The 21,396-nt window shown below is 45.8% G+C and carries 27 protein-coding genes and 3 tRNA genes; 1 reads left to right on the top strand and 29 read right to left on the bottom strand.

Annotated features, from left to right (window positions below):
- Positions 1-488: 488 nt before the first annotated feature.
- The 12 genes from ACPK8D_RS16295 to ACPK8D_RS16350 form a co-directional block, all read right to left on the bottom strand.
- Entirely contained in the window at positions 489-3,764 is a 3,276-nt protein-coding gene (locus ACPK8D_RS16295) for a PAS domain S-box protein (protein WP_424718907.1), read from the bottom strand.
- Positions 3,761-4,042, bottom strand: a complete 282-nt coding sequence (locus tag ACPK8D_RS16300) for a hypothetical protein (protein ID WP_424718908.1) — start codon at positions 4,040-4,042, stop codon at positions 3,761-3,763. Before ACPK8D_RS16300 ends, ACPK8D_RS16295 begins: the two co-directional genes overlap by 4 nt.
- A 454-nt stretch (positions 4,043-4,496) precedes the next feature.
- A tRNA-Leu gene (locus tag ACPK8D_RS16305) sits at positions 4,497-4,581 on the bottom strand.
- Between the two features lie 132 nt (positions 4,582-4,713).
- Positions 4,714-4,801, bottom strand: a tRNA-Leu gene (locus ACPK8D_RS16310).
- Positions 4,802-5,216: 415 nt separating this feature from the next.
- Positions 5,217-6,017, bottom strand: coding sequence for a DNA-directed RNA polymerase subunit D (locus ACPK8D_RS16315; RefSeq protein ID WP_424718909.1), 801 nt, complete (start codon positions 6,015-6,017; stop codon positions 5,217-5,219).
- A 73-nt stretch (positions 6,018-6,090) separates the two neighbouring features.
- On the bottom strand, positions 6,091-6,471 hold the full coding sequence (locus ACPK8D_RS16320) for a 30S ribosomal protein S11 (RefSeq protein WP_011034088.1): 381 nt from the start codon (positions 6,469-6,471) through the stop codon (positions 6,091-6,093).
- A 2-nt stretch (positions 6,472-6,473) separates the two neighbouring features.
- Positions 6,474-7,127, bottom strand: coding sequence for a 30S ribosomal protein S4 (locus ACPK8D_RS16325; RefSeq protein ID WP_424718910.1), 654 nt, complete (start codon positions 7,125-7,127; stop codon positions 6,474-6,476).
- 23 nt (positions 7,128-7,150) lie between these two features.
- Positions 7,151-7,639: a 30S ribosomal protein S13 gene (locus tag ACPK8D_RS16330; RefSeq protein ID WP_424718911.1), complete on the bottom strand. Its 489-nt coding sequence runs from the start codon at positions 7,637-7,639 to the stop codon at positions 7,151-7,153.
- Between the two features lie 266 nt (positions 7,640-7,905).
- A tRNA-Ser gene (locus tag ACPK8D_RS16335) sits at positions 7,906-7,988 on the bottom strand.
- A gap of 165 nt (positions 7,989-8,153) precedes the next feature.
- Complete coding sequence (locus tag ACPK8D_RS16340) at positions 8,154-9,170, bottom strand: RNA-guided pseudouridylation complex pseudouridine synthase subunit Cbf5 (RefSeq protein ID WP_424718912.1); 1,017 nt, start codon at positions 9,168-9,170, stop codon at positions 8,154-8,156.
- A 395-nt stretch (positions 9,171-9,565) separates the two neighbouring features.
- Complete coding sequence (gene cmk, locus ACPK8D_RS16345) at positions 9,566-10,108, bottom strand: (d)CMP kinase (RefSeq protein WP_424718913.1); 543 nt, start codon at positions 10,106-10,108, stop codon at positions 9,566-9,568.
- Entirely contained in the window at positions 10,108-10,728 is a 621-nt protein-coding gene (locus ACPK8D_RS16350) for a DUF106 domain-containing protein (RefSeq protein WP_424718914.1), read from the bottom strand. The genes cmk and ACPK8D_RS16350 overlap by 1 nt, the downstream gene beginning before the upstream one ends.
- Before the next feature lie 561 nt (positions 10,729-11,289).
- Between ACPK8D_RS16350 and ACPK8D_RS16355 the strand changes: the two genes are divergently transcribed.
- Positions 11,290-11,904 (top strand): carbonate dehydratase, encoded by a 615-nt coding sequence (locus ACPK8D_RS16355; protein WP_424718915.1) that lies wholly within the window; start codon positions 11,290-11,292, stop codon positions 11,902-11,904.
- Between the two features lie 273 nt (positions 11,905-12,177).
- On the opposite strand, the gene ACPK8D_RS16360 is transcribed toward ACPK8D_RS16355, so the two are convergent.
- The 17 genes from ACPK8D_RS16360 to ACPK8D_RS16440 all read right to left on the bottom strand — a co-directional run bounded on the left by ACPK8D_RS16360 (position 12,178) and on the right by ACPK8D_RS16440 (position 21,395).
- On the bottom strand, positions 12,178-12,456 hold the full coding sequence (locus tag ACPK8D_RS16360; RefSeq protein ID WP_424718916.1) for a sugar-specific transcriptional regulator TrmB: 279 nt from the start codon (positions 12,454-12,456) through the stop codon (positions 12,178-12,180).
- Positions 12,457-12,655: 199 nt separating this feature from the next.
- Positions 12,656-13,306 carry an adenylate kinase gene (locus tag ACPK8D_RS16365; RefSeq protein WP_424718917.1) on the bottom strand — a complete coding sequence of 217 codons (651 nt, stop codon included), beginning with the start codon at positions 13,304-13,306 and terminating at the stop codon, positions 12,656-12,658.
- 78 nt (positions 13,307-13,384) lie between these two features.
- Positions 13,385-14,863 (bottom strand): preprotein translocase subunit SecY, encoded by a 1,479-nt coding sequence (gene secY / locus ACPK8D_RS16370; RefSeq protein ID WP_424718918.1) that lies wholly within the window; start codon positions 14,861-14,863, stop codon positions 13,385-13,387.
- 143 nt (positions 14,864-15,006) lie between these two features.
- A complete protein-coding gene (locus ACPK8D_RS16375; protein WP_424718919.1) occupies positions 15,007-15,429 on the bottom strand; it encodes an uL15m family ribosomal protein in 423 nt (140 codons plus the stop codon).
- 10 nt (positions 15,430-15,439) lie between these two features.
- Entirely contained in the window at positions 15,440-15,901 is a 462-nt protein-coding gene (locus ACPK8D_RS16380) for a 50S ribosomal protein L30 (RefSeq protein ID WP_424718920.1), read from the bottom strand.
- A 1-nt stretch (position 15,902) separates the two neighbouring features.
- A complete protein-coding gene (locus ACPK8D_RS16385; RefSeq protein WP_424718921.1) occupies positions 15,903-16,529 on the bottom strand; it encodes a 30S ribosomal protein S5 in 627 nt (208 codons plus the stop codon).
- A 9-nt stretch (positions 16,530-16,538) separates the two neighbouring features.
- A complete protein-coding gene (locus tag ACPK8D_RS16390; protein ID WP_424718922.1) occupies positions 16,539-17,063 on the bottom strand; it encodes a 50S ribosomal protein L18 in 525 nt (174 codons plus the stop codon).
- Between the two features lie 16 nt (positions 17,064-17,079).
- Positions 17,080-17,532 carry a 50S ribosomal protein L19e gene (locus ACPK8D_RS16395; protein WP_424718923.1) on the bottom strand — a complete coding sequence of 151 codons (453 nt, stop codon included), beginning with the start codon at positions 17,530-17,532 and terminating at the stop codon, positions 17,080-17,082.
- Positions 17,533-17,534: 2 nt separating this feature from the next.
- Complete coding sequence (locus ACPK8D_RS16400) at positions 17,535-17,972, bottom strand: 50S ribosomal protein L32e (RefSeq protein WP_424718924.1); 438 nt, start codon at positions 17,970-17,972, stop codon at positions 17,535-17,537.
- A 10-nt stretch (positions 17,973-17,982) separates the two neighbouring features.
- Positions 17,983-18,513 (bottom strand): 50S ribosomal protein L6, encoded by a 531-nt coding sequence (gene rpl6p, locus ACPK8D_RS16405; RefSeq protein ID WP_424718925.1) that lies wholly within the window; start codon positions 18,511-18,513, stop codon positions 17,983-17,985.
- A gap of 17 nt (positions 18,514-18,530) precedes the next feature.
- Complete coding sequence (locus tag ACPK8D_RS16410) at positions 18,531-18,923, bottom strand: 30S ribosomal protein S8 (RefSeq protein WP_424718926.1); 393 nt, start codon at positions 18,921-18,923, stop codon at positions 18,531-18,533.
- Between the two features lie 10 nt (positions 18,924-18,933).
- A complete protein-coding gene (locus ACPK8D_RS16415; RefSeq protein WP_424718927.1) occupies positions 18,934-19,086 on the bottom strand; it encodes a 30S ribosomal protein S14 in 153 nt (50 codons plus the stop codon).
- Positions 19,087-19,584: a 50S ribosomal protein L5 gene (locus ACPK8D_RS16420; protein WP_424718941.1), complete on the bottom strand. Its 498-nt coding sequence runs from the start codon at positions 19,582-19,584 to the stop codon at positions 19,087-19,089. It lies immediately after the preceding gene.
- 4 nt (positions 19,585-19,588) lie between these two features.
- Positions 19,589-20,296: a 30S ribosomal protein S4e gene (locus tag ACPK8D_RS16425; protein ID WP_424718928.1), complete on the bottom strand. Its 708-nt coding sequence runs from the start codon at positions 20,294-20,296 to the stop codon at positions 19,589-19,591.
- Positions 20,297-20,309: 13 nt separating this feature from the next.
- The gene (rplX, locus tag ACPK8D_RS16430) at positions 20,310-20,660 is read right to left on the bottom strand and encodes a 50S ribosomal protein L24 (protein WP_424718929.1); all 351 of its coding nucleotides are present in this window, start codon (positions 20,658-20,660) and stop codon (positions 20,310-20,312) included.
- Between the two features lie 10 nt (positions 20,661-20,670).
- Positions 20,671-21,069, bottom strand: coding sequence for a 50S ribosomal protein L14 (gene rpl14p, locus ACPK8D_RS16435; RefSeq protein ID WP_424718930.1), 399 nt, complete (start codon positions 21,067-21,069; stop codon positions 20,671-20,673).
- Complete coding sequence (locus ACPK8D_RS16440; RefSeq protein ID WP_424718931.1) at positions 21,066-21,395, bottom strand: 30S ribosomal protein S17; 330 nt, start codon at positions 21,393-21,395, stop codon at positions 21,066-21,068. The genes rpl14p and ACPK8D_RS16440 overlap by 4 nt, the downstream gene beginning before the upstream one ends.
- Position 21,396 lies beyond the last annotated feature (1 nt).

Here is a 21,396-nt window from a genome sequence, read left to right on the forward strand (position 1 = left end):
TCAATAGCAAAGTCAAGCGACTTCTGTAGCATTCGCAGCTTCCAGAACAAAACTTGACAATAGAGTATAGGTTGAAAAGTAGAAAAACGTTAGCAAATAACGAAAGTTGATACAGATGACGGCTGTATCCCGCCACTAAAGTGACGGGGATTAGCCTTAAACGCTCCTAAATCGTCTCTAAATCGAAAAAATAGGGCAGTACAAATATATTTACTTGCCTATTGTCCTGTAAAGATAAGCAAAAGCATAAAAATTCGATAGGCAAATTAAGTGATTGGTCCGCAGTTCTAAAATCAAAAACAAATTTTGAACTTAAGGATTAATAGAAATTGGGTAAAAGTAGGCTTTGTTGCAAAGTAGTTTTTTTGCTTGAATTTTGCAACAGATAGCTTTTTCTCTTGGTTTCCATTTTTGGATTTATGAAATGAGATTACTTTATCATTTTTAACCCATTCTTACTCCTTATTTAAACTATATTATTCAATTGATTATTGTGAGGCTGGCGCTGATTCCTGATTAATTTTTTCAATTACTGTGAACCGCACAGTAAATTCTGTCCCATTGACCCTCTTCAATTCAAACTCGCCATCTAACTGGCCTACAAGGGAAGTTACCAGCTGCATGCCAAGAGTGTCAAGATTTTCCATATCGAAGTTTTCAGGTATGCCCACACCATTATCTGAGACTGTCAGAACGAAATTGGTAATCTTACAGTCTTCGTTTATGCTTTTTGTACATTCTCCGTTTTCTTCTTTGTGTAATTCTATCCGAATTTCTCCTTCATTTCTACCGGGAAATGCATGTTTAAGAGAGTTTGAAACAAGTTCATTAACAATTATTCCTAAAGGAACTGCAGTGTCCATATCAAAGAATGCATTTTCCTCCAGATCCATCTTTAGGTTAATATCGAGATTTCCGACCACATAAGTTTGTAGAAGGTTCTCAGCAAGTTCCTCAATATAGGGCGAGAAGTTCAAAGTTTCGAACTCTTCACCTTTGTACAGTTCCTCGTGTATCAGAGCCATGGATATCACTCTGTCCTGGCTTTCTCTGAAGGCTTTAAGGACTTCAGAATCCTTAATGCATTCTCTATTATTGAACCTCTCAGCCGTAAGATCCAGAAGGGAAGATATAACCTGCAGGTTATTTTTTATCCTGTGATGGATTTCCCTCTGGCGCGCAATATCTATCTTTGCCAGAGCTTCCTCTGCCTGCTTGCGCTCTGTAATGTCAAGGTTTATCCCCGCCCAAGTGGTGATCTTACCGCTTTCATCGCGCATCGGAAAGCCCCGACTCAATATTGTCTTCCACTCCCCGTTCTTGTCGCGGATCGGGTGCTCGTAATGCCAGTCAGTGCCTTCGGCCAGCGTACGCTTCCAATCGTCCAGGAACTTGGGGATTTTCTCGGGGGGATAGTGATCAAGCCAGCCAAACTCCATGACCTCGTCAAGGGACTTGCCGATCATATCAAGGAATGACTGACTAAGGTATATGACTCCTCCCTCGGTATTTGTCTCCCAGATACCATAAGGTATGAGTTCGCCAATGCTACGATATAGTAGTTCACTCTGTCTCAGCGTTTCCTCTGCCAGCTTGCGTTCAGTAATGTCACTGGCGGCACCGAACCATTCAATTATTTCGCCATTCTTATCGAGAAGCGGAACTGCACGCGAGAAAGTCCATCCAATGCTGCCGTCTGCTTGCCTGACCCGGTGCTCCAGTTCGAAAATGCTTTTCGTCCGAATGGCTTCATTGATGACGGCTGTCACGTATGGCTGGTCTTCCGGGAGGATATATTCCTGAAGCCAGGCGGGGTTCAGGTTTTCCGTATCTGCGAGAAAACCCCGGCCGCAGAGCCGGTTCATGCATCTCCAGTCTGGGCTCATGCGGTATATCACTTCCGAACTGGCTGTCACAAGAGCGCGGAAGCGCTCCTCACTCTTCCGTAAAGCCTCATCTGCCCGCTTGCGCTCAGTAATGTCTCTGGCAATAGTTGAAACTGCCACAAGTTCTCCAGACGAACTGAAAACTGGAGAAAGAGTTATTGAAACATTTACTAATGCACCATCTTTTCTTAATCGTAAAGTTTCGTAGTATCTTATTTTCTCGTTATTTTTAACTCTCTCAATTAACTTTTTTATTTCCCCTTTTAAATTCTCGGGCTCAAATATTGAGCCATTTTTCCCCAGAATCTCTTCAGCCGAATAACCATAAACCTGTTCTGCTCCTCTATTCCAGCTGGTAATAATGCCTTCAAGAGATAGTGAAAAAATAGAATCATCTGATGACTCCACAACGTCCGCCAGGTGCTGAATTCTTTCTTCTGCTCTTATATGTTCGGTAATATCCTGGATTATCCCTCTAATCCGAACAGGGGTATTCTTCTCATTAAAAACAACTTCACTTTGAGAATGGACTACTCGTTCTTCTCCATTAGCTGATACAATCCTATAATTAATGTCAAAGGAACCTCCGTTTAGAGCTTTTTTAACGGCTTTATCTAAATAGTCTCGATCTTCTGGATGTACGTAATCTAAGAATATATCATAAGTCATTTCAAATTCTTGAGGTTTAAGTCCAAAAATACGATACAATTCATCAGACCAGTACAATTTACCAGTTGCAAGATTCCTATCCCAATTTCCAAGGTGAGCTATTCTCTGAGCTTCAGCAAGACCTTTTTCGCTTCTTTTTAATGCCTCCTCTGCCCGCTTTTGCTTGTCGATATCCTGGATGACAGTGATAACTCCTGTGATCTCCCCAGCCTTGTTGCGGAAGGGGACAGAACTTACGCGAGTCCAGATTTCTCGCCCATCGTCGGAAGTATAGAGGAAATCTAACCCTGGAGTCACGTTCTCGCCTCTAAGCGCTCTCGCTCCAGGCCATTCGGATTGCTTAATTAGGCGACCGTCAGCTCCCCATGTTCGCCAACGCCAGCTATTTTCAGAGTCACGCGATGGAATAGAGTCACTCACGAGGTCGCTGAGTAAACTATTGCTGATCAACCAGCGCCCTTGAGGATCAAAGAGTCCGGCACCTACTGGTAGCTGCTCGAGAAAAGTGGTAAGTAATGTTTCAATCTCACGCAGCGCCTCTTCAACTTTCTTGCGCTCGGTAAGCTGCGTCTCAATCTCCGCCCTTGTCTTCTCTATTTTCTCACGAGTCAGAAATTCCCGCCTGCGCCAGAAGTGAAGCAGCCAGCTAGATGTAATGGCAATGGCATTCACCATTAACATGCTGAGAAGCACCACAAAGGAAGCTTGTGGCGATACCCTCAGACTGGGTACAATAATCAATGTCTGCGCGATAGTGTACACTAAAGCCGCAATAACTTGGTTTGTAAACCGGTTTGGGATGGCGAGAACTATGACGAAAACCGCGAGGACTGTGATAATGGTATGGGCGACAAAATTTTCAGGTCTCGTCGCATTAATCACAGCGTTGGCGAATGCCAGAAAGATGCCCCAAAAGAATTCAGCCCGGTCGTAAGAGCTGTAGTTTGGAAATTCTCTTAGACTTTTGAGGAACAGGATGGTGTACGCGGTAAAGGCAAGTCTAAGCGTAAGAAGCCCATAGAATGTCCGTGTGAGCCCAAAGAAACCGTAATCGTTGGCCAGAAGGGCTATAAAAGGCAGGATAACCAGAAGAACGAAGATTCGGGACTGGGCGATGTCCGCACCAAAGTTGGCCTGCCGAAAGCGATCCTCCTGCTCCGCACTCAACCCGAATTTAAGCCATTTCTGGAGATCTTCTACTGCGTTCATTTATCATCCTCGAATTTGATGCAACAAAGAAAAGGCTCACCGAGCCTATTGCAGAGTTTGTTCGTTTCCTCTTTCAACTCGATTATCCATACCTCCCTGCTGCCATGCGCAATTGAAGTGAGCCAATTCCACGCTTGCTGCACGGAGTTTTTCAACACGCTTCCGGATTCATCCTCCGCACGTTTGCTCTCGGCGATGTCCCACTCCAGATTAATATCAAGATCAGGGACAGCACATCTAAAAGCTTCTCTTGCTGCCGGTGGATTTGAATGTGGCAATATGCACAGCTCATTGTCCTCCATATTTACTTTGAATAAGGAACTAGTAAATCCATCAAATTTGCTTTTGTCCAGTAGAATTGGCAGAAGTCTGTTCCCAAGGGCTCCCCTATAAAATCAATAACAGAGCTCCTACTGTTACTTCTCATACCCTTCTCCCGCATCTGTAAAAGTGAAAAGTTCTTGTCTTAATACTTGTGCTAAACAAGCTTGCAAATTCATTTAATATACATATATTTTTATAAAACTAAGTCTATTTTCTACTCTTTATCTACTTTTAGTTATAAAAATAGCCCGATATATACTTTTTTCTGCATGTCTTTTCTTATAATCTAAGGCTTCTAACCGAATTGTCCAAACCGAGAGTCCCGCTTAAATTAAAAAGAGCATAAGCGAAGTTTTAAAAATAGATATAGAAGTTGAAAGTTTTAAATTGAAAGAATAGAAGATTTGATGCGAGAGGTGCGATTCGAACGCACGAACTCCTACGAGACTAGGCCCTCAACCTAGCGCCTTTGACCTGGCTGGGCAACCCTCGCATAGCGATATATTACAGATAAAGAATCGAGAAATTCTTTACAAAAGGTATTTTTAGAAAGGTACGAAAACTAAAGTCTTTGAAGCGAAAGATTTTGAGGTTAACAGGTTGTGAGTCAACAGATTAAGAAATTTGGTGCGAGGGATGGGATTCGAACCCACGAACTCCTACGAGACTAGGCCCTCAACCTAGCGCCTTTGACCTGGCTGGGCAACCCTCGCATCTCGTTTTAATCGTGTTTTTAGTACTGTCCTGTTTTAATAACCCGGCGCGCTTTACGCTTGCACTCCCTCACAATATCATGGATAATATATAAACATTTCGAGTCATGCAAATCACCGAAAATAAGTTTTGGAAGAACGCGAATAAAACAGAATGGCTCCTTAGGTAATCAGGCATTAATCAGGCATTAATCAAGCAGGTAAAAGGCATAAAATAAACACAAAACAGGCAGAATACGGGTACATAACAGGCCTGGGAGAGGCACAAAATAAACATAGAACAGGCCCAGAAGGACACGAAACAGGAATAAAATTGGCTTAAAAAAGTTCCGCGAGATATCTATCAATTGAAATATTCAGGGCTCTACAGCCTTGATCTCAAAAAAATGGGTTTGGGCCGTATCCGAGCTGAGGCTCAGAACTGGTCCAGAATGCTCAAAATTTCTTCGGCTTTGCCTCGGACCACTTTTGCCGCATTAAGGGCGAGGTCTTTGGCTGTGTAAGAACCATCGGACTCCATTGTAAACACAAAAGCGTTCTCATCGAAGCCAATTTTTATTGCGTGAATGTCACAGACCTGCTCACATAGCCTGCAGAGCGAGCATTTGAGGAGATCTTCCTCAGAAACTTTGGCCCCTGCGTCTTCGAGCCGTATAATGCTTTTCGGACATTCGGCCACACAGTGCCCGCACGCGTCACAGTTTTGAATGTTTATAATAGGCACGTTCTTGTAGCCGCAAGCGACTCCTGCCTGCCATTTAACGCTGTCTCTGCCGTAACCCATATGAGCGACGGCCTCAAGCACAAGTTTCTGCCCCTTTTTCAGCTCGACAATCGGGATATTGGGGTCAGCCGGCTGTATCTTCGGATCAGAGGAGATAAGATCCCGCGAATAAACCGTTCCCGGGCCTTCTGCACTGAGGGTTAAGGAAACCTCGCAGGCAGGACAACCCTCCCCTCCGCAGACATCGCATTCCGCCTGTGGCACATACGTCTCCGCGTCCGTTACTATCGGGATTAAGGACAGACGTAGAGCCAGCTGCTCATCATAGAGTACCGAGGTGTTGTCATAAAGGTTCACATACTCGATCGCAAGCGTTGGTACATCTGCGATCATGGCACGCCGAATGCCGTTGGCAAAAGAAGTGCTAACTCTTGAAAGCACGAATTTTGCAGATCTGTCCGATAACTCCAGAATGTCTACTTCCATCGTCATATACCTTAATTTCCCTTATATATTAATTCATTCAAAAAAAGAGAATTTTAGAAGAATTCGCTGAAAAATTCTCTTATACGCGTCTTCCGCCTTTCGGGCGAGTGCCATCGTGCGGGACAGGAGTAACATCTTCAATCCTGCCAATTCGAATCCCTGCTCTTGCAAAAGCCCTGATTGCAGCCTGAGCGCCAGGACCCGGGCTTCTCTGCTTGTTTCCACCGGGAGCTCTTACCCTGATGTGGATGCCGTTGATGCCCTTATCCCTGAGCTGGTCAGCAAGCTGGCCTGCCATCTGCATGGCAGTATAAGGAGAGCTTTCGTCTCTTGCAGCTTTTACAACCATACCACCGGAGGACTTCGCAATGGTTTCAGCCCCTGTGATATCGGTTACAGTAATAATTGTATTGTTAAATGAAGATTTGATGTGAGCTACGGCCCATTTCATGTCTGCCATGATTATCTCCTCCCTCTCTTCCTCTTTCCGCCGCCTCTTTCAGGAGGCCTCTCTTTAGCCTGTCTTGCTTCTGCAACAGCCTTTAAAGTAGTTGTGCTGTCTGCAAGGGCAGATGCCACCTGCACAGGTCTTTCAGGGTGAGATTCGCTAACAAGCGGGGAGGTTCCATAATATCCGATGTGCATCTCATCTTCCTTGGACACGAGCATTCCCGGAATAGTAGCCTTTCTGCCGTTAACTGCGATGTGCCCGTGAGTGATAAACTGGCGTGCCTGGATAACTGTCCTGGCAAGCCCGAGACGGAGAACCTGGGTCTGGAGTCTCCTTTCAAGGATATTTTCAGTTTTTAAAGAGAGAATGCTGTCAATGTCAGCGTCCGACTTGATCATACCATAGCGGATAAGCTTTGAAAGAATTTCTTCGGACTGAGTCTTCTGATGTCCTTCAAGTCCTCTTTCCTGAGAGTTTGCAGCGCTTGCAAGTAATTTCCTGGCTTCGGACCTGTACATCCTCAGCATACTGGCTGCCTTCCAGACTTCTCTCTTATTTCTGAGGCCGTATGCCTTTACAAGCTGGACTTCGGATGCCATCCTGGTTTCCTGCCAGGGGTGCCTTGGAGTCTCGTAACTTTTACTTTTTTTACCTGGATATGCCATTTAGAATCACCTCAACCGGGAAATCACTTCTTCCTGCTGACACCGACAGTTGACCCGCGGCGGCCTGTGGATTTTGTTCTCTGCCCTCTTACCTTAAGGCCTCTTTCATGTCTGAGACCTCTGTAGGCGCGAACCTTCTTCAGGTTGTTAATGTCTTCCCTGAAAGTCAGTACGATGTCCGTTCCCAGCAGGTGCTTGTCCTGTCCTGTTGCCAGGTCTTTCTGCCTGTTCAACATCCAGGATGGAACAATCTCCTCAAACTTCCCGATTGCGCTGTCGAGTTTTGCCACTTCTTCATCTGGCAGGTATCCAAGTGTAGCACTGGGATTTACCCCTGCATCCTTTGCAATAAGGATAGCAGTGCGCCTTCCTATTCCCGGGAGACCTGTAAGGGCGTATTGTACGGGTTTTGCCCCCTGCAGGTCGGTATTCATAATCCGAACAAGATGCCTTAATTCTTCATTATTCTTTTCTTCTACCATATACTCCCTCCAGGGGAATGCATACAGCATCCTGTAGCCCCTGATCGAATACCCTTAAAGAATACGCGAAAAAGTCAGGAGCAGCTCTCTAAAGGAGCTTCTTTACAGCATATACTGATGAGTTCATTTACATGCAGTTACCAGTATATAAGGATATCTGCAACGGACTCGTTACTGAATATCAGTCTCCTGCAGAGAGAAAAGGAAAACCTTGCGGGCAAGATCCATAGAAAAACGTTGAAGTATATAGAGAAAATATTGAGAAACTTGCACACATGAAAATAAGAAGATTCTGACGCCGAGGGGGAGATTCGAACTCCCGAGGGGCTAAGCCCCACAAGCTTTCCAGGCTTGCGCCCTACCACTAGACTACCTCGGCATAAAGTTTATGCACAACTTAACATATTACACGACTTACCCGGCCTTTGGTCAAGCTTTCCTTTAGAAAGGTTGGTACAAAGCTTATGGCACGACTTATACCATAACGGAATAGTGATATATAAACTTTATTCTAAGCACGGGCATTTAAAAAGAGTTTTATGGGTTAGGGCTTAACTTCTTCCTCTTTTTTAGTCCAACCCTTCGGATAAGTCCCAACTTCCATCATAACCCGGATTAAGGTCGCTGCAAGCCCTGTAGAGACTTTAAGGAGCTCTTCTGTACTCATTTCAGCTTTTGCAAGGGCAATGAGTTCACCTTTAAGAGTAAACAGCGCTGTAAGATCCCCTTTCTTAAGGTTTGCATCCAGGCTTGTGATGCCAGGAACTGCCAGAGCAGCCCCGGAACAGACTGCATCTACCGCACTGTCCCGCAGGATAATTTTGGGAAGGTGGGATACAGCCGTTTCCATTGGCATGATTACTCGCCTGAGCTCGGATTCGTCCCCGTCTTCCTTCCAGAATACATATGCATCTTTCAAATCCTGGAGCGTGACAAGTGTTTCCTCGGTAAACGGACCTGCTTTTGTCCTCCTGAGTTCCTGCATATGTCCGCCGCAGCCCAGAGCAAGCCCTATGTCATGGCAGAGTTTCCTGATATAAGTCCCGGCTTCGCATCCTACGCGAAGGAGCACTGAACTGCCTTCAATTTCAAGCACCTCAAGATAATAGATCGTCCTTATCCTGATGACTCGTTTGACAGCCGATTTTATAGGAGGCGTCTGGTAGATAGGCCCTGTGAATTCCTCACAGACCTTCCTGACCAGTTTTTGAGGCATTTCCTTATGAAGCTTCAAAAGGCAGATATATTCCTTTCCGGAAAGGCGCAGAGCAGGAACAGCCTTTGTAGCCTTTCCGAGTAAAGTGGGCAAAAGCCCTGTAACCTTGGGATCAAGCGAGCCTGCGTGCCCTGCCGTACCCACGCCAAGAATGGCCTTTACCCAGGCAGCAACCTCATGGCTTGTCGGCCCCTTTGGTTTATCAATATTTACAACCCCTTTCTCAATATATTCGAGAATGGGGCGCTTTTCCGGATAAGAGCCGTAAGAGGGATTTGTCCAGGCGCCGGATTTCCGGACCAGAATTCTTTCAGCTTCGGATGGCAATTTGCCGGCAGGTGACATAGTTTTTCAAAAACTCCTGAATTCAATGTATAGACATAGGTATGGTATGCAGTATAGTATGGTATGCAGTATAATTCGTAGTAAACGTGTAAGCGGCAACAAATCTGAGATTTAAGGAAATTCCTGTAATTCATATAAGAAGGAAACCCGACGTACCTCTAAGAGGAATCATATGCCGGAAAGCCTTACGATAAGTACCTTATTCTGGATCAGATGAATACCGGGCATCCCCACGAAGGAACAGGACACCTTAACAGAGTGTCGTTACGCTGGATGCTCTTTTCGCTGAAATATGATACTCATGATCGCTGTAATATATCAGTAATATCAGGTTCCGGCAAATAAAACTCTACGCTTTGTATAAAAATCCAGCCTTTGACAGAGCTTGCGGGAAATTACTCCGGCCCTATAAGGGAATCGATAGCTGTCCTGAGAATATCAAGAATCTGGTACTGGTTCCACTTTTCGGAGTCAATAACGATGTCGTAAATCGACAGGTCGCCAATATCGATATTGTAATAACTCATATAGCGGAGAGCTTCGGATTGTTCCCTCTGGACTGTTTTTTCAAGCTCTTCGTCAAAAGATACCGATTTCTCCCGCCTCAGGATACGTTTTACCCGGACGGGTAACGGAGCCTTTATCCAGATTTTAAGCACACTCGGGACATCTTTAGCCATATGGCCTGCAAGCCTGCTTTCGAGAAGCAGATTTTCCTGACTGTGGATAACAGCTCTCTGATTCTTATCGATAGCCAGGTCAATTGAAGGGTCTTTTTCAGCCATAGCTCCGAATTCTGCCAGACTCATCCCCTTTTCCCTGGCTATCCTCCTGAAAACTTCACCCGAGGAGATCAATTCAAGTTCGTAATATTCAGCAAGAAGTCTTGAGATTGTTGTCGTTCCACTCCCCGGAAGCCCGCTTACTGTTACCCGCATCAGACCCCACCGATATTGAGTGCCTTTCTGATAAGCTGGCTAACTCCGAGAGAAGAGATGAAGTACCAGTATATCCAGTGCTGGATGGGACCAAAAGCCTGAGAAGTAAGCAGCTGTTCACCCCAGAAAGGAAAGACCATAGTGGCAGATCCGTGCATGCTGATATAAAAGTAAGCCCACATGAAAAGGGGCAGAGAGATGATACTGATATAAGCCATAGGCTTGAATTGCTGTTTGGACATCTTCATCTGGTCTTCCATCATCTCCTTACGCTGGTCTTCAAGTTTTTTCAGCATATAGGTATTCTGGGAAAGCTGTGCCTCCCTGAATTCTTTCTGGAAAACTTTCATGCGTTCCTGTGTATTCCTCATCAGGTCCCAGTCAATTGTATATTTCTGGATAAGGGATGCATAAACAGCAGTAATAGCCGCCATTACCAAAAGAATTAAATGGAAATTCTCCTGCCCGACCAGAGCAAGCACGGGATTCATTAAAGTCCCGACGGCTTTCCCGACAGCATCCCTGAAACCCTGTCCAAGAACCATAATCCCGATCATAAGAGAAAAACCGAGAGCCAGCAGGAACCGATCTATTTGCTTTTTTAATGTCTCTGAAACCAAGTTGTGCTCACCATTCAGGTTCAATAATTATTCATTATTCTGAGATATTCAAGTGTAGAAAAATTCCGATAAATAGAAACTTGACAAGCTTAGAGTATTATAAAGGTATAAGGTCCTATTAAAATCCTGAGAAATCAGCTCGACTACGGAGCCGGTTTTAAATGATAATGCAGGTTGTTCTGGTTAATAAGTGTCGATGTATATAAGTTATACTATTCGATGAAACTCAGTTGACCCTCAAGCGTTGGGCCGCAACCGTTGAGCCGCAAACGTCGCGCCGTTTGATCACGCCGTTGCCAGGGTTTTTCGATCAAACCTTTTTTTAAAAGGTTTGCGTTGCGACGTTTTATCACGCAGCTTCCAGCGGTTTTTGATCAAACTTTTTTTGAAAAAGTTTGCGGTCAAGCCTTTTTTGAAAAGGTTTGTAGGCTTGCGGGACTCGAGTGAAAGAATAAAAGGATACGTTTAAATATGTTCTCATAAATTATCATAATCATGCATAATAGCCTGGAAAGCCGGAATAATAAACTTATACTGCAGATCCCAGGAGGAATTTAAAAGATGCAGCTTCCAAATCCTGATGGACAGTTTCCTAAAATAAGCAGTAAAGCCTGGATATTCGACACTGCGCTCATAATAGGAAACGTAACTATCGAGGAGGGCGTATTTGTCGGGCCGAATGCCGTGATCAGGGCAGACGAACCCGGATCTTCAATCGTCATCCAGAGAGAGTGCAATGTTCAGGATAATGTAATAATTCATTCCCTTTCCAATTCGGAAGTAAAGATCGGTAATAAAACATCTCTTGCGCACGGGTGTATCGTACATGGGCCCTGCTCAATAGGAGAAAACTGTTTTGTCGGGTTCGGAGCCGTAGTATTTGACTGCGACCTGGGAGAAAATGCTCTGGTGCTTCACAGGGCCACTGTTCGCGGAGTCGAAATTTTTCCGCATAAAATGGTGCCTGACGGAGCCGTCATCACAGACCAGGAAGCTGCAAGTTTGCTTGAAGATATCACGACAGACCTTGCAGAGTTTAAAAAATCCGTTGTCAGAGCGAATCTTGAACTGGTAAAAGGGTATAAAGACCTGCAACTCGAGGGCGAAACCCTGCCTTTAAGCATATTAAAGGAAAGTGAGACCGAAGAGTTCCAGAGCCCTGAAAATCCGGAGTAAAAAATTATTTGGTCAGGTTAATTTCGATCGATATCTGGATTCATATTTTTAAGAATATTTTTAATACATTTTAATAATATTTTAATAATAATTTAGTACTAATTTAGTATATTTTGATATAACAAACATTTTAATATTTTGATAATATTGTAATAATACATCAATTAATATTTTAACTAATTTTTAGATTTATATTCAGGTTAATATTTCTATTAGTATACCAGGTTAATTAGAAATAGACCAGTAATTCCAATAATTCAGTAATTCCAATAATTAAAGGTATTTACCATCCAGCTGTTCCAGAACTTTTTTTCCTTCATCTGTCAGGGTGTATTTTTTCCATGTGGTTTTGTCAGGAGTCAAACACTGGATTAAGCCTTTACCCTCAAGTTCCTTTAAAGCGTGGCTGATATTTTGCGTGGATCGGCTTGCTTCATGGGCAATATCCGAAGCCCGAACAAAAGTGTGCCTTTTCATGGAGTCCATAAGAATCAAACGGCGGTCAACACTGATAACCCAGTTAACCAGTTCATCGATTGAGTTTTCAGTCATACTAACTCAGCTTCTCCGTCGTATAGTTCTTGTGACATAGTTCTTGTTGACATAAACAGCCGCATATTATTTAAATATTAATTGTTTGAATCAAGTAGAGGAGAAAGAAGCAGAGGCTTTTTATTAGACATGCTGAGTGAAAGAAAAAATAGAAAGGTCAAAGACTTAGTGAAAAAAGAAGAAAAAGAAAATGAAGGTTTCAGGCAAATTTTGTAAGAACTGCCTTTATATCTTCAAAAACCTCATTTATATCTTTCGTGCCGTCAAGAGATACCAGGATACCCTGTTTTGCATAATAGTCAATAAGAGGCTGAGTTTGCTTTTTATAAACATTGAGACGGTTCTGGACGGCCTCTTCTCTGTCGTCGGCACGCTGGAAAAGTTCACCGCCGCAAACGTCGCAGACATCTTCTTTTTTCGGCGGGTTAAAGGTTCTGTGATAGGTTGCACCGCAGTTATTACACATAAGGCGACCGCTTATCCTCTCGACCAGTTCTTCGTCAGGCACTTCAAGATTGAGGACAACATCTATGGGCTTGTCGATCTCGTCAAGGATGGTTGCAAGAGCGTCAGCCTGAGGTATCGTCCTTGGATACCCATCAAGAATGAAACCTTTTTCGCAGTCCTGTTCTTTCAGACGGTTCTTAATAATCCCTATAAGCACCTCATCAGGAACAAGTTCTCCCTTGTCCATATATGCCTTGGCTGCAAGCCCAAGTTCGGTTCCTTCCCTGACATTCGCCCGAAGGATATCCCCTGTGGATATCTGCGGGATTCCGTAGAAATCAACCATTTTTTTGGCCTGGGTACCTTTTCCGGCACCCGGGGGCCCGAAGAGTATTATATTCATTCGAAGATCCCTGTATTTCCTTTAGTTTGTTTATGTTACGTCTAGATTTGATTCATTTTTGCAGCCCGGAACAAACCCTTACTGCTCCCCGAAGAAGGAACGGATCATTGGGTGCATCTCCATCATCTGCTCGGATGCGATATCCTCATACAGCCGGTACACAATACTCACAGTAAGCAGCAGCCCTGTACCTCCGGCACTTCCAATGGTACCGAGCAGGCTAGCAACCAGAGTAAGTGCGCCTATGAAAGCTCCACCTATTACGGTAACTTTTGGAATGTAACGCTGCATGACTTTTTCAATGCTGCCTATATTCCGCCTGAAACCCGGAATTTGCATGCCGGAATTGAAAATCTTCTGGGCTGTAGGTTTAGCACCCATGCCCGTAGTCTCTATCCAGAAGAGGGCAAAGATAATTCCGCCTCCGATAAGCATGGTGGCATCCGTAAAGACGTGAAGCACAATCTGCCAGGTAGCAGGCGCGGCAGCTCCGTAACTTGCAAAGGACTCCTGCACGAGAGAAGGAATCCAGTCATAAGGGCTGTTTATTGGAGCAAGGTAATACATAATCCCGTTTAGAGGTGTGGACCCGCTGAACTCGCCAAGGAATGTGATTCCACGGCTTGAGAGAATGATTCCTATCATCTGGATATTAGCCTGAAGAGCCCGGACAAGAATCATTGGCAGCACTGAGGAGTATATGAGTTTGACGGGGAAACGACCCCTCGCTCCTCTTACTGCACTGTGCGCGAGAGGGATTTCAATCCTCGTACTCTCTACATATACCACAAGCAGGAAGATGAGAACCGTGCTCACCAGTGCCAGGATTCCTCCTCTGACCAGTATGAACATCAGGCCCTCGCCTGAAAGGAGGTAATCTGCCCCAACGTTCTGGGCTATGTAAATCCATTTAGGAATCAGCCCTATCGGAAGCCCTGCCTCGTCAGGCTGCCAGTTAAAGATCCCTGTAACAATCTGCTGGGAGATTCCCGCAACAATGAAAAGCCCGACTCCTGACCCGATACCCCACTTGGAAACCACTTCGTCCATGAAAAGGATCAGTGCGCCTCCAATAAAGATCTGAATAAGGAGCAGGAAGGTGATTACTCCCAGGCCTACACCAAGAACAGAAGCAAGCCCCGGATCAGGCTGTATATACCCACCAAGTAACTGCGGCAGAGCCTCCAGTATGATCATGACAAACACAAGGAACTTCTGAGCTCCCTGGAAGAATGCCTGGTCTTTGGGGTCCGACAGGTCCAATTTGATAATATCTGCTCCAACAAGAAGCTGCAGGACAATCGAGGCCGTGACAATAGGCCCGATACCTAGAAGAATCAGAGATCCAGACGCGCCTGCAAAGAAGGCACGGTAAGATTCAAAAAGGTCAACCGAATTCCGGGACATCCCAAAGAGCGGTACGTTTGCCAGAGCAAAGTACAGCACAAGGACTCCCAGAGTCCACCAGAGCTTATCCTTAAAATGGACGTGTTTTTCCGGACTTGCTACTGCAGGTAACTTGTTAAAAAACGGTTCTAACGTATCCCTGAGAGTCATCGATTACACCATTTAAAATATAATTTATTTATAATGTTTAAAATTGTTAGATTACGTTTTACCGTAAGACATTGGTAATATAGTACATCTAATATGAAAAGTTACCTAAAGAATTAAAATAAGTAATGTCAGAGTGACACTACTTATTCGGCATCGATGCAACTTCCGCCGGCGTTCTCAATTTTCTCGCGGGCAGATGCGGAGAATTCTTCCGAAGTAACCACAAGGTTCTTCGTAACACGTCCGCTTCCGAGCACTTTCTCGATTCCGAGATTTTCAAGGTTAATATGGTATGCTCCGTCCCTGACTTCTGCAAGCCCTTCTTCAACAAGATAAGCAGCAAGTTCGTCAAGTTCTCCCACATTTACTATGGAGACGTCTCTGGAAACTTCAGCAGGGCGCTTGAAACCATGCTTCCCGTAGCTGTATCCCCTTAAAATGGCTCTTACGAAGTGGTGCTTACCGCCACCGGATTTTCCACGGCCTCCGCGGTTTCCGGCTCCACGTCTGTTTTTATGAGTCCCGCCCCCGCAGGTCCTGGACCCTCTAAACTTCTTTGTATCCATTACAACCACCTTATCTCATTTTATGCAGGAGCGCATTGATACTCTCGCCGTGGTCTCCGAGTTCGCCGCCCTGCTGTACGGTCCTTTTAATCCCGGAATGCCCTTTTCTTGGAGGGTGAAGCCTGAAAACAGGCTTCAATTTGGGAACGGCCTTAAGGGAAGTTTCTCCTTTGATTACAGCGTCTGCAAAAGCCTGAATTGAGTCATAGGCTGTATTTTCCCGGATGTATTCATCGGTCAGGCGGGTATCTCCTTCGAGTCTTCCACGGTTTTCGAGGATCTCTGCAAGGGTTTCTGCGTCAACTTTCCCATAGGCAACGTAGTCCTTTACCTTCTGAACCATACCTTTGAAATGAGGATTCTCAGGCACAAGCACACAGTGGTTAACTTTGTGCAGGCGAAGCATCTTCATGGTATCTTCAATGGTGTACCGGACATTAACCTGGCCTCTCAACCTTACAACGGCATACATCTCAGGCTTCCTCCTTACAGTACACGGGCAGCCTCATAATGTTGACCTGGTTAAGGGCATCGAAGGTTGCCTTTGCGAAGTTGAGGGTAGACCGCGTAGTTCCGAAGGTCTTGGTCCATACGTCTTTGATACCGGCTTTTTCCAGCACCTTGGTTGCAGTATTCCCTGCAGCTATTCCAAGTCCTCTCGGAGCCGGAATAAGAGTTACGCTTACACTGCCTGCCTTTCCTGTAACTTCATAAGGAACGGTGTGAGGCAGACCGCAGGCACATTCCCAGGATCCGCAGCCTCTGCGGATGTAAGTGATATCGAGCTTTGCAGCATCAATTGCCTTGCGGATTGCAGGCCCTACCTGCACGTCCTTTGCCTGCCCAAGTCCTACATAGCCGTTTCTGTTCCCTACGATTACGGTTGCTCTGAATTTTACACGGCGTCCTGAGTCAGTCATCCTCTGGACCATGTTGATATCGAGCACCTCGTCTTCCAGGTCAGGAAGCAGCATATCAATTATCTGGGGTTCCCTGATAGGCAGGCCTGACCTGATTGCTTCTTCCATGGAAGCAACCTGTCCTTCAACGACTAATTTTCCAAGCCTGGTTTTCGGAACCCAATCTTGATCGAATGCCATTTAACCACCTTAACTAAATTCAGCAAAGATTTTCTCTTTGGTTGCTTCAAACTGCTCTGGCAGGTCTGAGCTCTCTTCTCTGTATTCAGCAATATGCTCTCCCCGGATTCTCTCATCCGAAGGGAAAACTTCAGGGCTGCAGGGGATCTCGAAACCCGAGTCTACTATGCCTTTAAGTGCGGCATATACCCTGGACCCTGCCGAGGAAGCCTGAAGTCCTATGTCCAGAATGCCTCCTTCATATCCCTTCTTCAAACTTTTCAGTCCGAACAAGAGCCCTGTAAGGTATGCAGCCGTTGTATTTCCGGTAGCTCCAGTGTAACCGTACTTAGCGAGCTCACTCGAAACGGCTGAGGAATAAGTTATATCCCCATCTGGGGTCGGAGCTATTAACTGGATCTGAACGTTTCTTGCACTCTTCCTGACAACCACACGATCCTGCCTTGAGAGCAGTAACTTGAGTCGCAGGTGATAATTAGTGCGTCCTTCTCTTCTTCTTCTAAAAGGAACCTTATATCTTGGTCCTGTTGCCATATTTAGCTCCTCCAGGTTATTTCTTTAACAGTTTTTCGGACCCAAGGTGGGAATTCAGGTGGGAAACGCTTCTGTATTCGCCGCCTTTTGCTTTCCTGTAAAGTCTGCAGTACACGGACTTATCAACTGCGCCTTCTGCACGCAATTCCTTGAGCCTTCTTCTAAGAGCCCGGATCTTTTTGATCCACAGTTCCTTCTTCGGAGTACGGGCTCCTTTCTTACCTTTTCTTGAACCGTGACCCTTGCAGTGCCCATACTTACGCTTGGCAGCAAGAGCTCTGGCTCGGCCTCTGCTGACTCCTTTGACTGGCTTGGCCTTAATAGTGCCTTTTTCAATGAGCCCGCGAATGTCTTCCCTGGTAATTGCCGACGCGATCTCTTCGGAAGCTTCTGGATTAAGCCATACCCTGTCAAGTCCGCATTCAAGAACTTTGGAGGCTAATCTTCTCTGATTGGCCAGATCTGACATTTTTATTCACTCCTTCCAGGGTTCAGAACTTTAATTCCGAGTTCTTCGGCTTTTGTAAGAATAATAGCTTTCTTTCTTGCGCCTACTGTCGATGCTATCCTGATAGCCTCATAAGAAGGATCAACAAGCTCAAGTTCAGCTACACTGGAAATAAGCACATCCGAATAACCGGATGGGTGCAGGCCTTTTACTGCAGCCGGGCTTCCGTACCCTACCTGGGCAAGAGCACCTTTTGAGACATACTTTCTGCGCTGTTTGCCCTGAGTACCTCTCGGACGCCTCCAGTTGCTGTCAAGCCTCTTGAACTTATGATAGGCTGCCCTCTTGAACTGGGGTTTCTTTCCCTTCTGGACCTTTCTCACATTGAATAATCGCCTGGATTCAGAGTCCATATCAAGGGTGGAAACTGAAGTACCTTCTGATTTGAATTCTTCTGCCATCATAACCACCTCAGGCCTTCTGCACGATGTAGATTCCGTCCTGGAAAATCCTCGGGTCGAATCTCTTAATCTTGGTCTTCTGTTCAATGTTTGCGGCAGTCTGCCCGACATCTTCCTTGTTGATTCCGGAAATAGTTACCTCATTTCCGGTAACCTTAACCTTTGTCTCGCCAAGGATTTTTGCAACTCTCGGCTTCTTTTCTCCAAGGAAGTTCCCGATTATGAGGGTCTTGCCTTCAACTTTTACCTGCATAGGGAAGTGAGCGTACACGATAGTCATCTTGCACTCAAAGCCTTCGTTTACGCCTGTGATCAGGTTTTTGATGTGGGAAGTAAAAGTGCCTACCATGGCTTTCTGTTCTTTTCTGGAGGATTCCGCATCCACCACTACTTCGCCTTCCCTGACGTCGATCTTGATTCCGGGGTACCATAACTTTCTTTCGACAGTTCCCATGGGACCCTTGGCTGTAAACACATCCCGAGATAAAGAGACGGAAACTCCTTCAGGAATCTCTATTGTTCTTGCAATTTCCTTAACCATTTCCTGTTCCCTCCAGCTCAGTACACATAAGCAAGAAGCTGCCCACCGATCTTCTTCTCACGGGCTTCGTACTGGGACATAACTCCGTTTGAAGTGGTTACTATAAGGGCGCCAAAGTTCTTTGCCGGCAGGAACTGTTTTTCCCAGCGTTCAAAGCTGCCAGTTCCCACAGAATACCGCGGCTTGATTGCACCGCACTTGTTGATTCTTCCCACAAGGGTAACATTGTAGACTCCGGCTTTTCCGTCATCGATAAACTCGAATTCTCCAATGTATCCGAGATCTTGCATAACCTTCAGCACATTGCCGATGTTTTTTGAAGCAGGCCTGATAATACAGGCGCTCTTCCCGATAACTTCGGCATTTTTAATTGTGGAAAGGGCATTTGCAAGAGGATCAAGTAATACCATTTTAATCACCTTACGAATACTTCTCAAAACCCATCTCGTGGGCGATTTCCCTGAAACAGTGTCTGCAGAGGTAGATATCGTATTTACGGACAAGGCCCTGCCTTCTCCCGCACCGCTTGCATACGTTTACTCCTCTTCCGGACTTATCTATAGTCTCTGTCATTTACATGACCTCCACGCCATAGCTTTCGTTAAGGAAGGAAATCGCATCCTCAACTGTGACCCTATGGTCGGCCGGGATCTTCCTGGTTGCGATTCTTCTCTTGCAGATTCTTTCTCCAGGGCGCTTGATCACAACTGTTACGTCCATTCCGAAAACCCCGATATTCGGGTCATATCTCATGCCCGGAAAATCAGTGTGTTCTTCAATTCCGAAAGAGACGTTTCCAAGGGAGTCAAACTGAGATCTGACCAGAGTTTTATCGACGATACCCAGAGCGGTCTCAAGGAATTGCTGGGCTCTCTGGCCTCTCAGGGTCACTTTGCAGCCTATGGGTTCGTTCTTCTTGATCGAAAAAGCCGGAAGAGTCCTCTTGGCAAAACACCTGACAACTCCCTGGCCTGTGATAGTCCTGAGGATTTCCTCGGCGTTTACGAGATGCTGGCCACTTTCTCCGACACCCATGTGGACAATTACCTTCTCAACAACGGGAGTGCGCATAGAGTTACTCAATTACCTCACCACCGAGCCGAATCTCAGGCTTATCCTCGCCAATGACAATCACGTAATCTTCAATCGTTTCGAAATCGGTTTCCCCGGAAATCGCGACTGTATTGTGTCTGGAACTCTTAACTTCCCTGATTTCCTTAATCTTTCCGATTTCTCCAGAGTGCTGGCCGCCTACAACCATTGCCAGGTTGCCAACCTTGAACTGAAGGTGCTTTACTACCTGCTTGTCAGGCACTGAGAGAATCAGAGAGTCCTTTGTGCCGTACTCATTAGAGCCGAGAATGTTGGTCCCGTCATTCAGGTTAAGCTGCACCTTTCCTCCTTTGAGGATGGTCTTGTTGTCGATCCTGCAAAGTTTGTTAACGTTTGTCTCGCTCAGTTTGTGAAGGATCAGGCGCCCCTTTTCATCCTGGAGCATTCTGTATGTTTCGTTTATGAGCGGGAGTGTAATTACGTCAAAAAGCCCGACTGGGAACCTGAGGTCTTTCCTGGGAATGCCGTCCACAAGAACTTTGCCTTCCGAAAGAATCCTCTTACCTTCCCTGCTGTTATCTACAAGCTTGAGAACGTCGCGAATTATGATTCCGAGCGGAAGACTGCGTGCCTGGCTGTGAGGCCCCGGGCGGGTGGTGGAGACCCACTTATAACCTTTTTTCCCGGCCTTCCAGCTTTTTGGGATTGATAATCTTTTCTGGTGTGTCACAAAATCACCTGCCTCACTTCTTAATGCTTGATGCTCTGCGCCCGTCCTTCAGTTCCAGTTTTGTAATCATGACATTGGAGGGGTATATGGGTCTTGGGACTTCGGTGCCATCCACCTTGGTGGAAATAACACCGTCAACAGCAATCGTGCCGTCCTGAAGAGAAACGGTCTGGACCTTTCCTTCAGTACCCTTAAAATCTCCGCGCATGACCTTCACGGTATCTCCCGCGATAACTGCGGCGCTTCTTGTGCCGTACTCCTTGGAGAGCGCTTCACTGAGCCTTGCGCCCATGAATTTCTGTCTGATATGCAGAGGCGCATTATATCTTGCTTTTCTCTGCTTTCTTGGCTGTTTGGATACCATGCTCGCCACCTCAGACAATAATAGATGCTGTGGTCCCGATCTTGGGGAACCTCTCAGCTACTTCTCTTGCTACAGGACCTTTTATGTCCGTGCCTTTGGGGATCCCGTCTTCGTCCGTGATTACCATGGCATTGTCCTCAAAGGACACATGCAGCCCATCCGGACGGCGGAACTCCTGTTTCTGGCGAACCACTACTGCGAGGAGAACCTGCTTCCTCATTTCGGGTGTGCCCTTCTTTACTGAGACGACGCACATGTCCCCAATTCCTGCGCAGGGCATTCTGTTCTTGACCCCTCTGTACTTCTTGACAGAAATGATCTCAACGACCTTAGCTCCGGTGTTGTCCACACAGGGAACCTTGGCGCCTGCATTAAGAGCCCTTGGGATGTTGGAGCGTATGCCTTTCATTTGGGCACCTCCGCTTTAATTACCACGTAGGACTTGGTTTTGCTTATACGCCTGCATTCCGCAATCGTGACGATATCCCCGACCTTTGCTGAAATGCAAGGCGGGTTATGTGCGTGAACTTTCGAGCGTCTCTTCTCGTATCTCTGGTATTTCGGCACCATTTTCATGTATTGCCTTTCAATAACTACCGTATTGTCCATCTTGCTGCTGACCACGGTGCCCACAAGGATTTGACCTCTTACTGGGAGTGTGCCGTGGAAGGGACAGTATGAATCATCACATTCTTCTGATGGCGCCGGTATGTTCAATCCAATATCTCTTGCCATG

The sequence above is a fragment of the Methanosarcina sp. genome (assembly GCF_049706645.1).
Lineage (GTDB): Archaea > Halobacteriota > Methanosarcinia > Methanosarcinales > Methanosarcinaceae > Methanosarcina.

Coding starts and splice junctions, on each gene's coding strand:
- ACPK8D_RS16295 (WP_424718907.1), bottom strand. CDS start 3,764: ATGAACGCAGTAGAAGATCTCCAGAAATGGCTTAAATTCGGGTTGAGT.
- ACPK8D_RS16315 (WP_424718909.1), bottom strand. CDS start 6,017: ATGACGATGGAAGTAGACATTCTGGAGTTATCGGACAGATCTGCAAAA.
- ACPK8D_RS16320 (WP_011034088.1), bottom strand. CDS start 6,471: ATGGCAGACATGAAATGGGCCGTAGCTCACATCAAATCTTCATTTAAC.
- ACPK8D_RS16325 (WP_424718910.1), bottom strand. CDS start 7,127: ATGGCATATCCAGGTAAAAAAAGTAAAAGTTACGAGACTCCAAGGCAC.
- ACPK8D_RS16330 (WP_424718911.1), bottom strand. CDS start 7,639: ATGCTGTATGCATTCCCCTGGAGGGAGTATATGGTAGAAGAAAAGAAT.
- ACPK8D_RS16340 (WP_424718912.1), bottom strand. CDS start 9,170: ATGTCACCTGCCGGCAAATTGCCATCCGAAGCTGAAAGAATTCTGGTC.
- cmk (WP_424718913.1), bottom strand. CDS start 10,108: ATGCGGGTAACAGTAAGCGGGCTTCCGGGGAGTGGAACGACAACAATC.
- ACPK8D_RS16355 (WP_424718915.1), top strand. CDS start 11,290: ATGCAGCTTCCAAATCCTGATGGACAGTTTCCTAAAATAAGCAGTAAA.
- ACPK8D_RS16360 (WP_424718916.1), bottom strand. CDS start 12,456: ATGACTGAAAACTCAATCGATGAACTGGTTAACTGGGTTATCAGTGTT.
- ACPK8D_RS16365 (WP_424718917.1), bottom strand. CDS start 13,306: ATGAATATAATACTCTTCGGGCCCCCGGGTGCCGGAAAAGGTACCCAG.
- secY (WP_424718918.1), bottom strand. CDS start 14,863: ATGACTCTCAGGGATACGTTAGAACCGTTTTTTAACAAGTTACCTGCA.
- ACPK8D_RS16375 (WP_424718919.1), bottom strand. CDS start 15,429: ATGGATACAAAGAAGTTTAGAGGGTCCAGGACCTGCGGGGGCGGGACT.
- ACPK8D_RS16380 (WP_424718920.1), bottom strand. CDS start 15,901: ATGTATGCCGTTGTAAGGTTGAGAGGCCAGGTTAATGTCCGGTACACC.
- ACPK8D_RS16385 (WP_424718921.1), bottom strand. CDS start 16,529: ATGGCATTCGATCAAGATTGGGTTCCGAAAACCAGGCTTGGAAAATTA.
- ACPK8D_RS16390 (WP_424718922.1), bottom strand. CDS start 17,063: ATGGCAACAGGACCAAGATATAAGGTTCCTTTTAGAAGAAGAAGAGAA.
- ACPK8D_RS16395 (WP_424718923.1), bottom strand. CDS start 17,532: ATGTCAGATCTGGCCAATCAGAGAAGATTAGCCTCCAAAGTTCTTGAA.
- ACPK8D_RS16400 (WP_424718924.1), bottom strand. CDS start 17,972: ATGGCAGAAGAATTCAAATCAGAAGGTACTTCAGTTTCCACCCTTGAT.
- rpl6p (WP_424718925.1), bottom strand. CDS start 18,513: ATGGTTAAGGAAATTGCAAGAACAATAGAGATTCCTGAAGGAGTTTCC.
- ACPK8D_RS16410 (WP_424718926.1), bottom strand. CDS start 18,923: ATGGTATTACTTGATCCTCTTGCAAATGCCCTTTCCACAATTAAAAAT.
- ACPK8D_RS16415 (WP_424718927.1), bottom strand. CDS start 19,086: ATGACAGAGACTATAGATAAGTCCGGAAGAGGAGTAAACGTATGCAAG.
- ACPK8D_RS16420 (WP_424718941.1), bottom strand. CDS start 19,584: ATGCGCACTCCCGTTGTTGAGAAGGTAATTGTCCACATGGGTGTCGGA.
- rplX (WP_424718929.1), bottom strand. CDS start 20,660: ATGGTATCCAAACAGCCAAGAAAGCAGAGAAAAGCAAGATATAATGCG.
- rpl14p (WP_424718930.1), bottom strand. CDS start 21,069: ATGAAAGGCATACGCTCCAACATCCCAAGGGCTCTTAATGCAGGCGCC.
- ACPK8D_RS16440 (WP_424718931.1), bottom strand. CDS start 21,395: ATGGCAAGAGATATTGGATTGAACATACCGGCGCCATCAGAAGAATGT.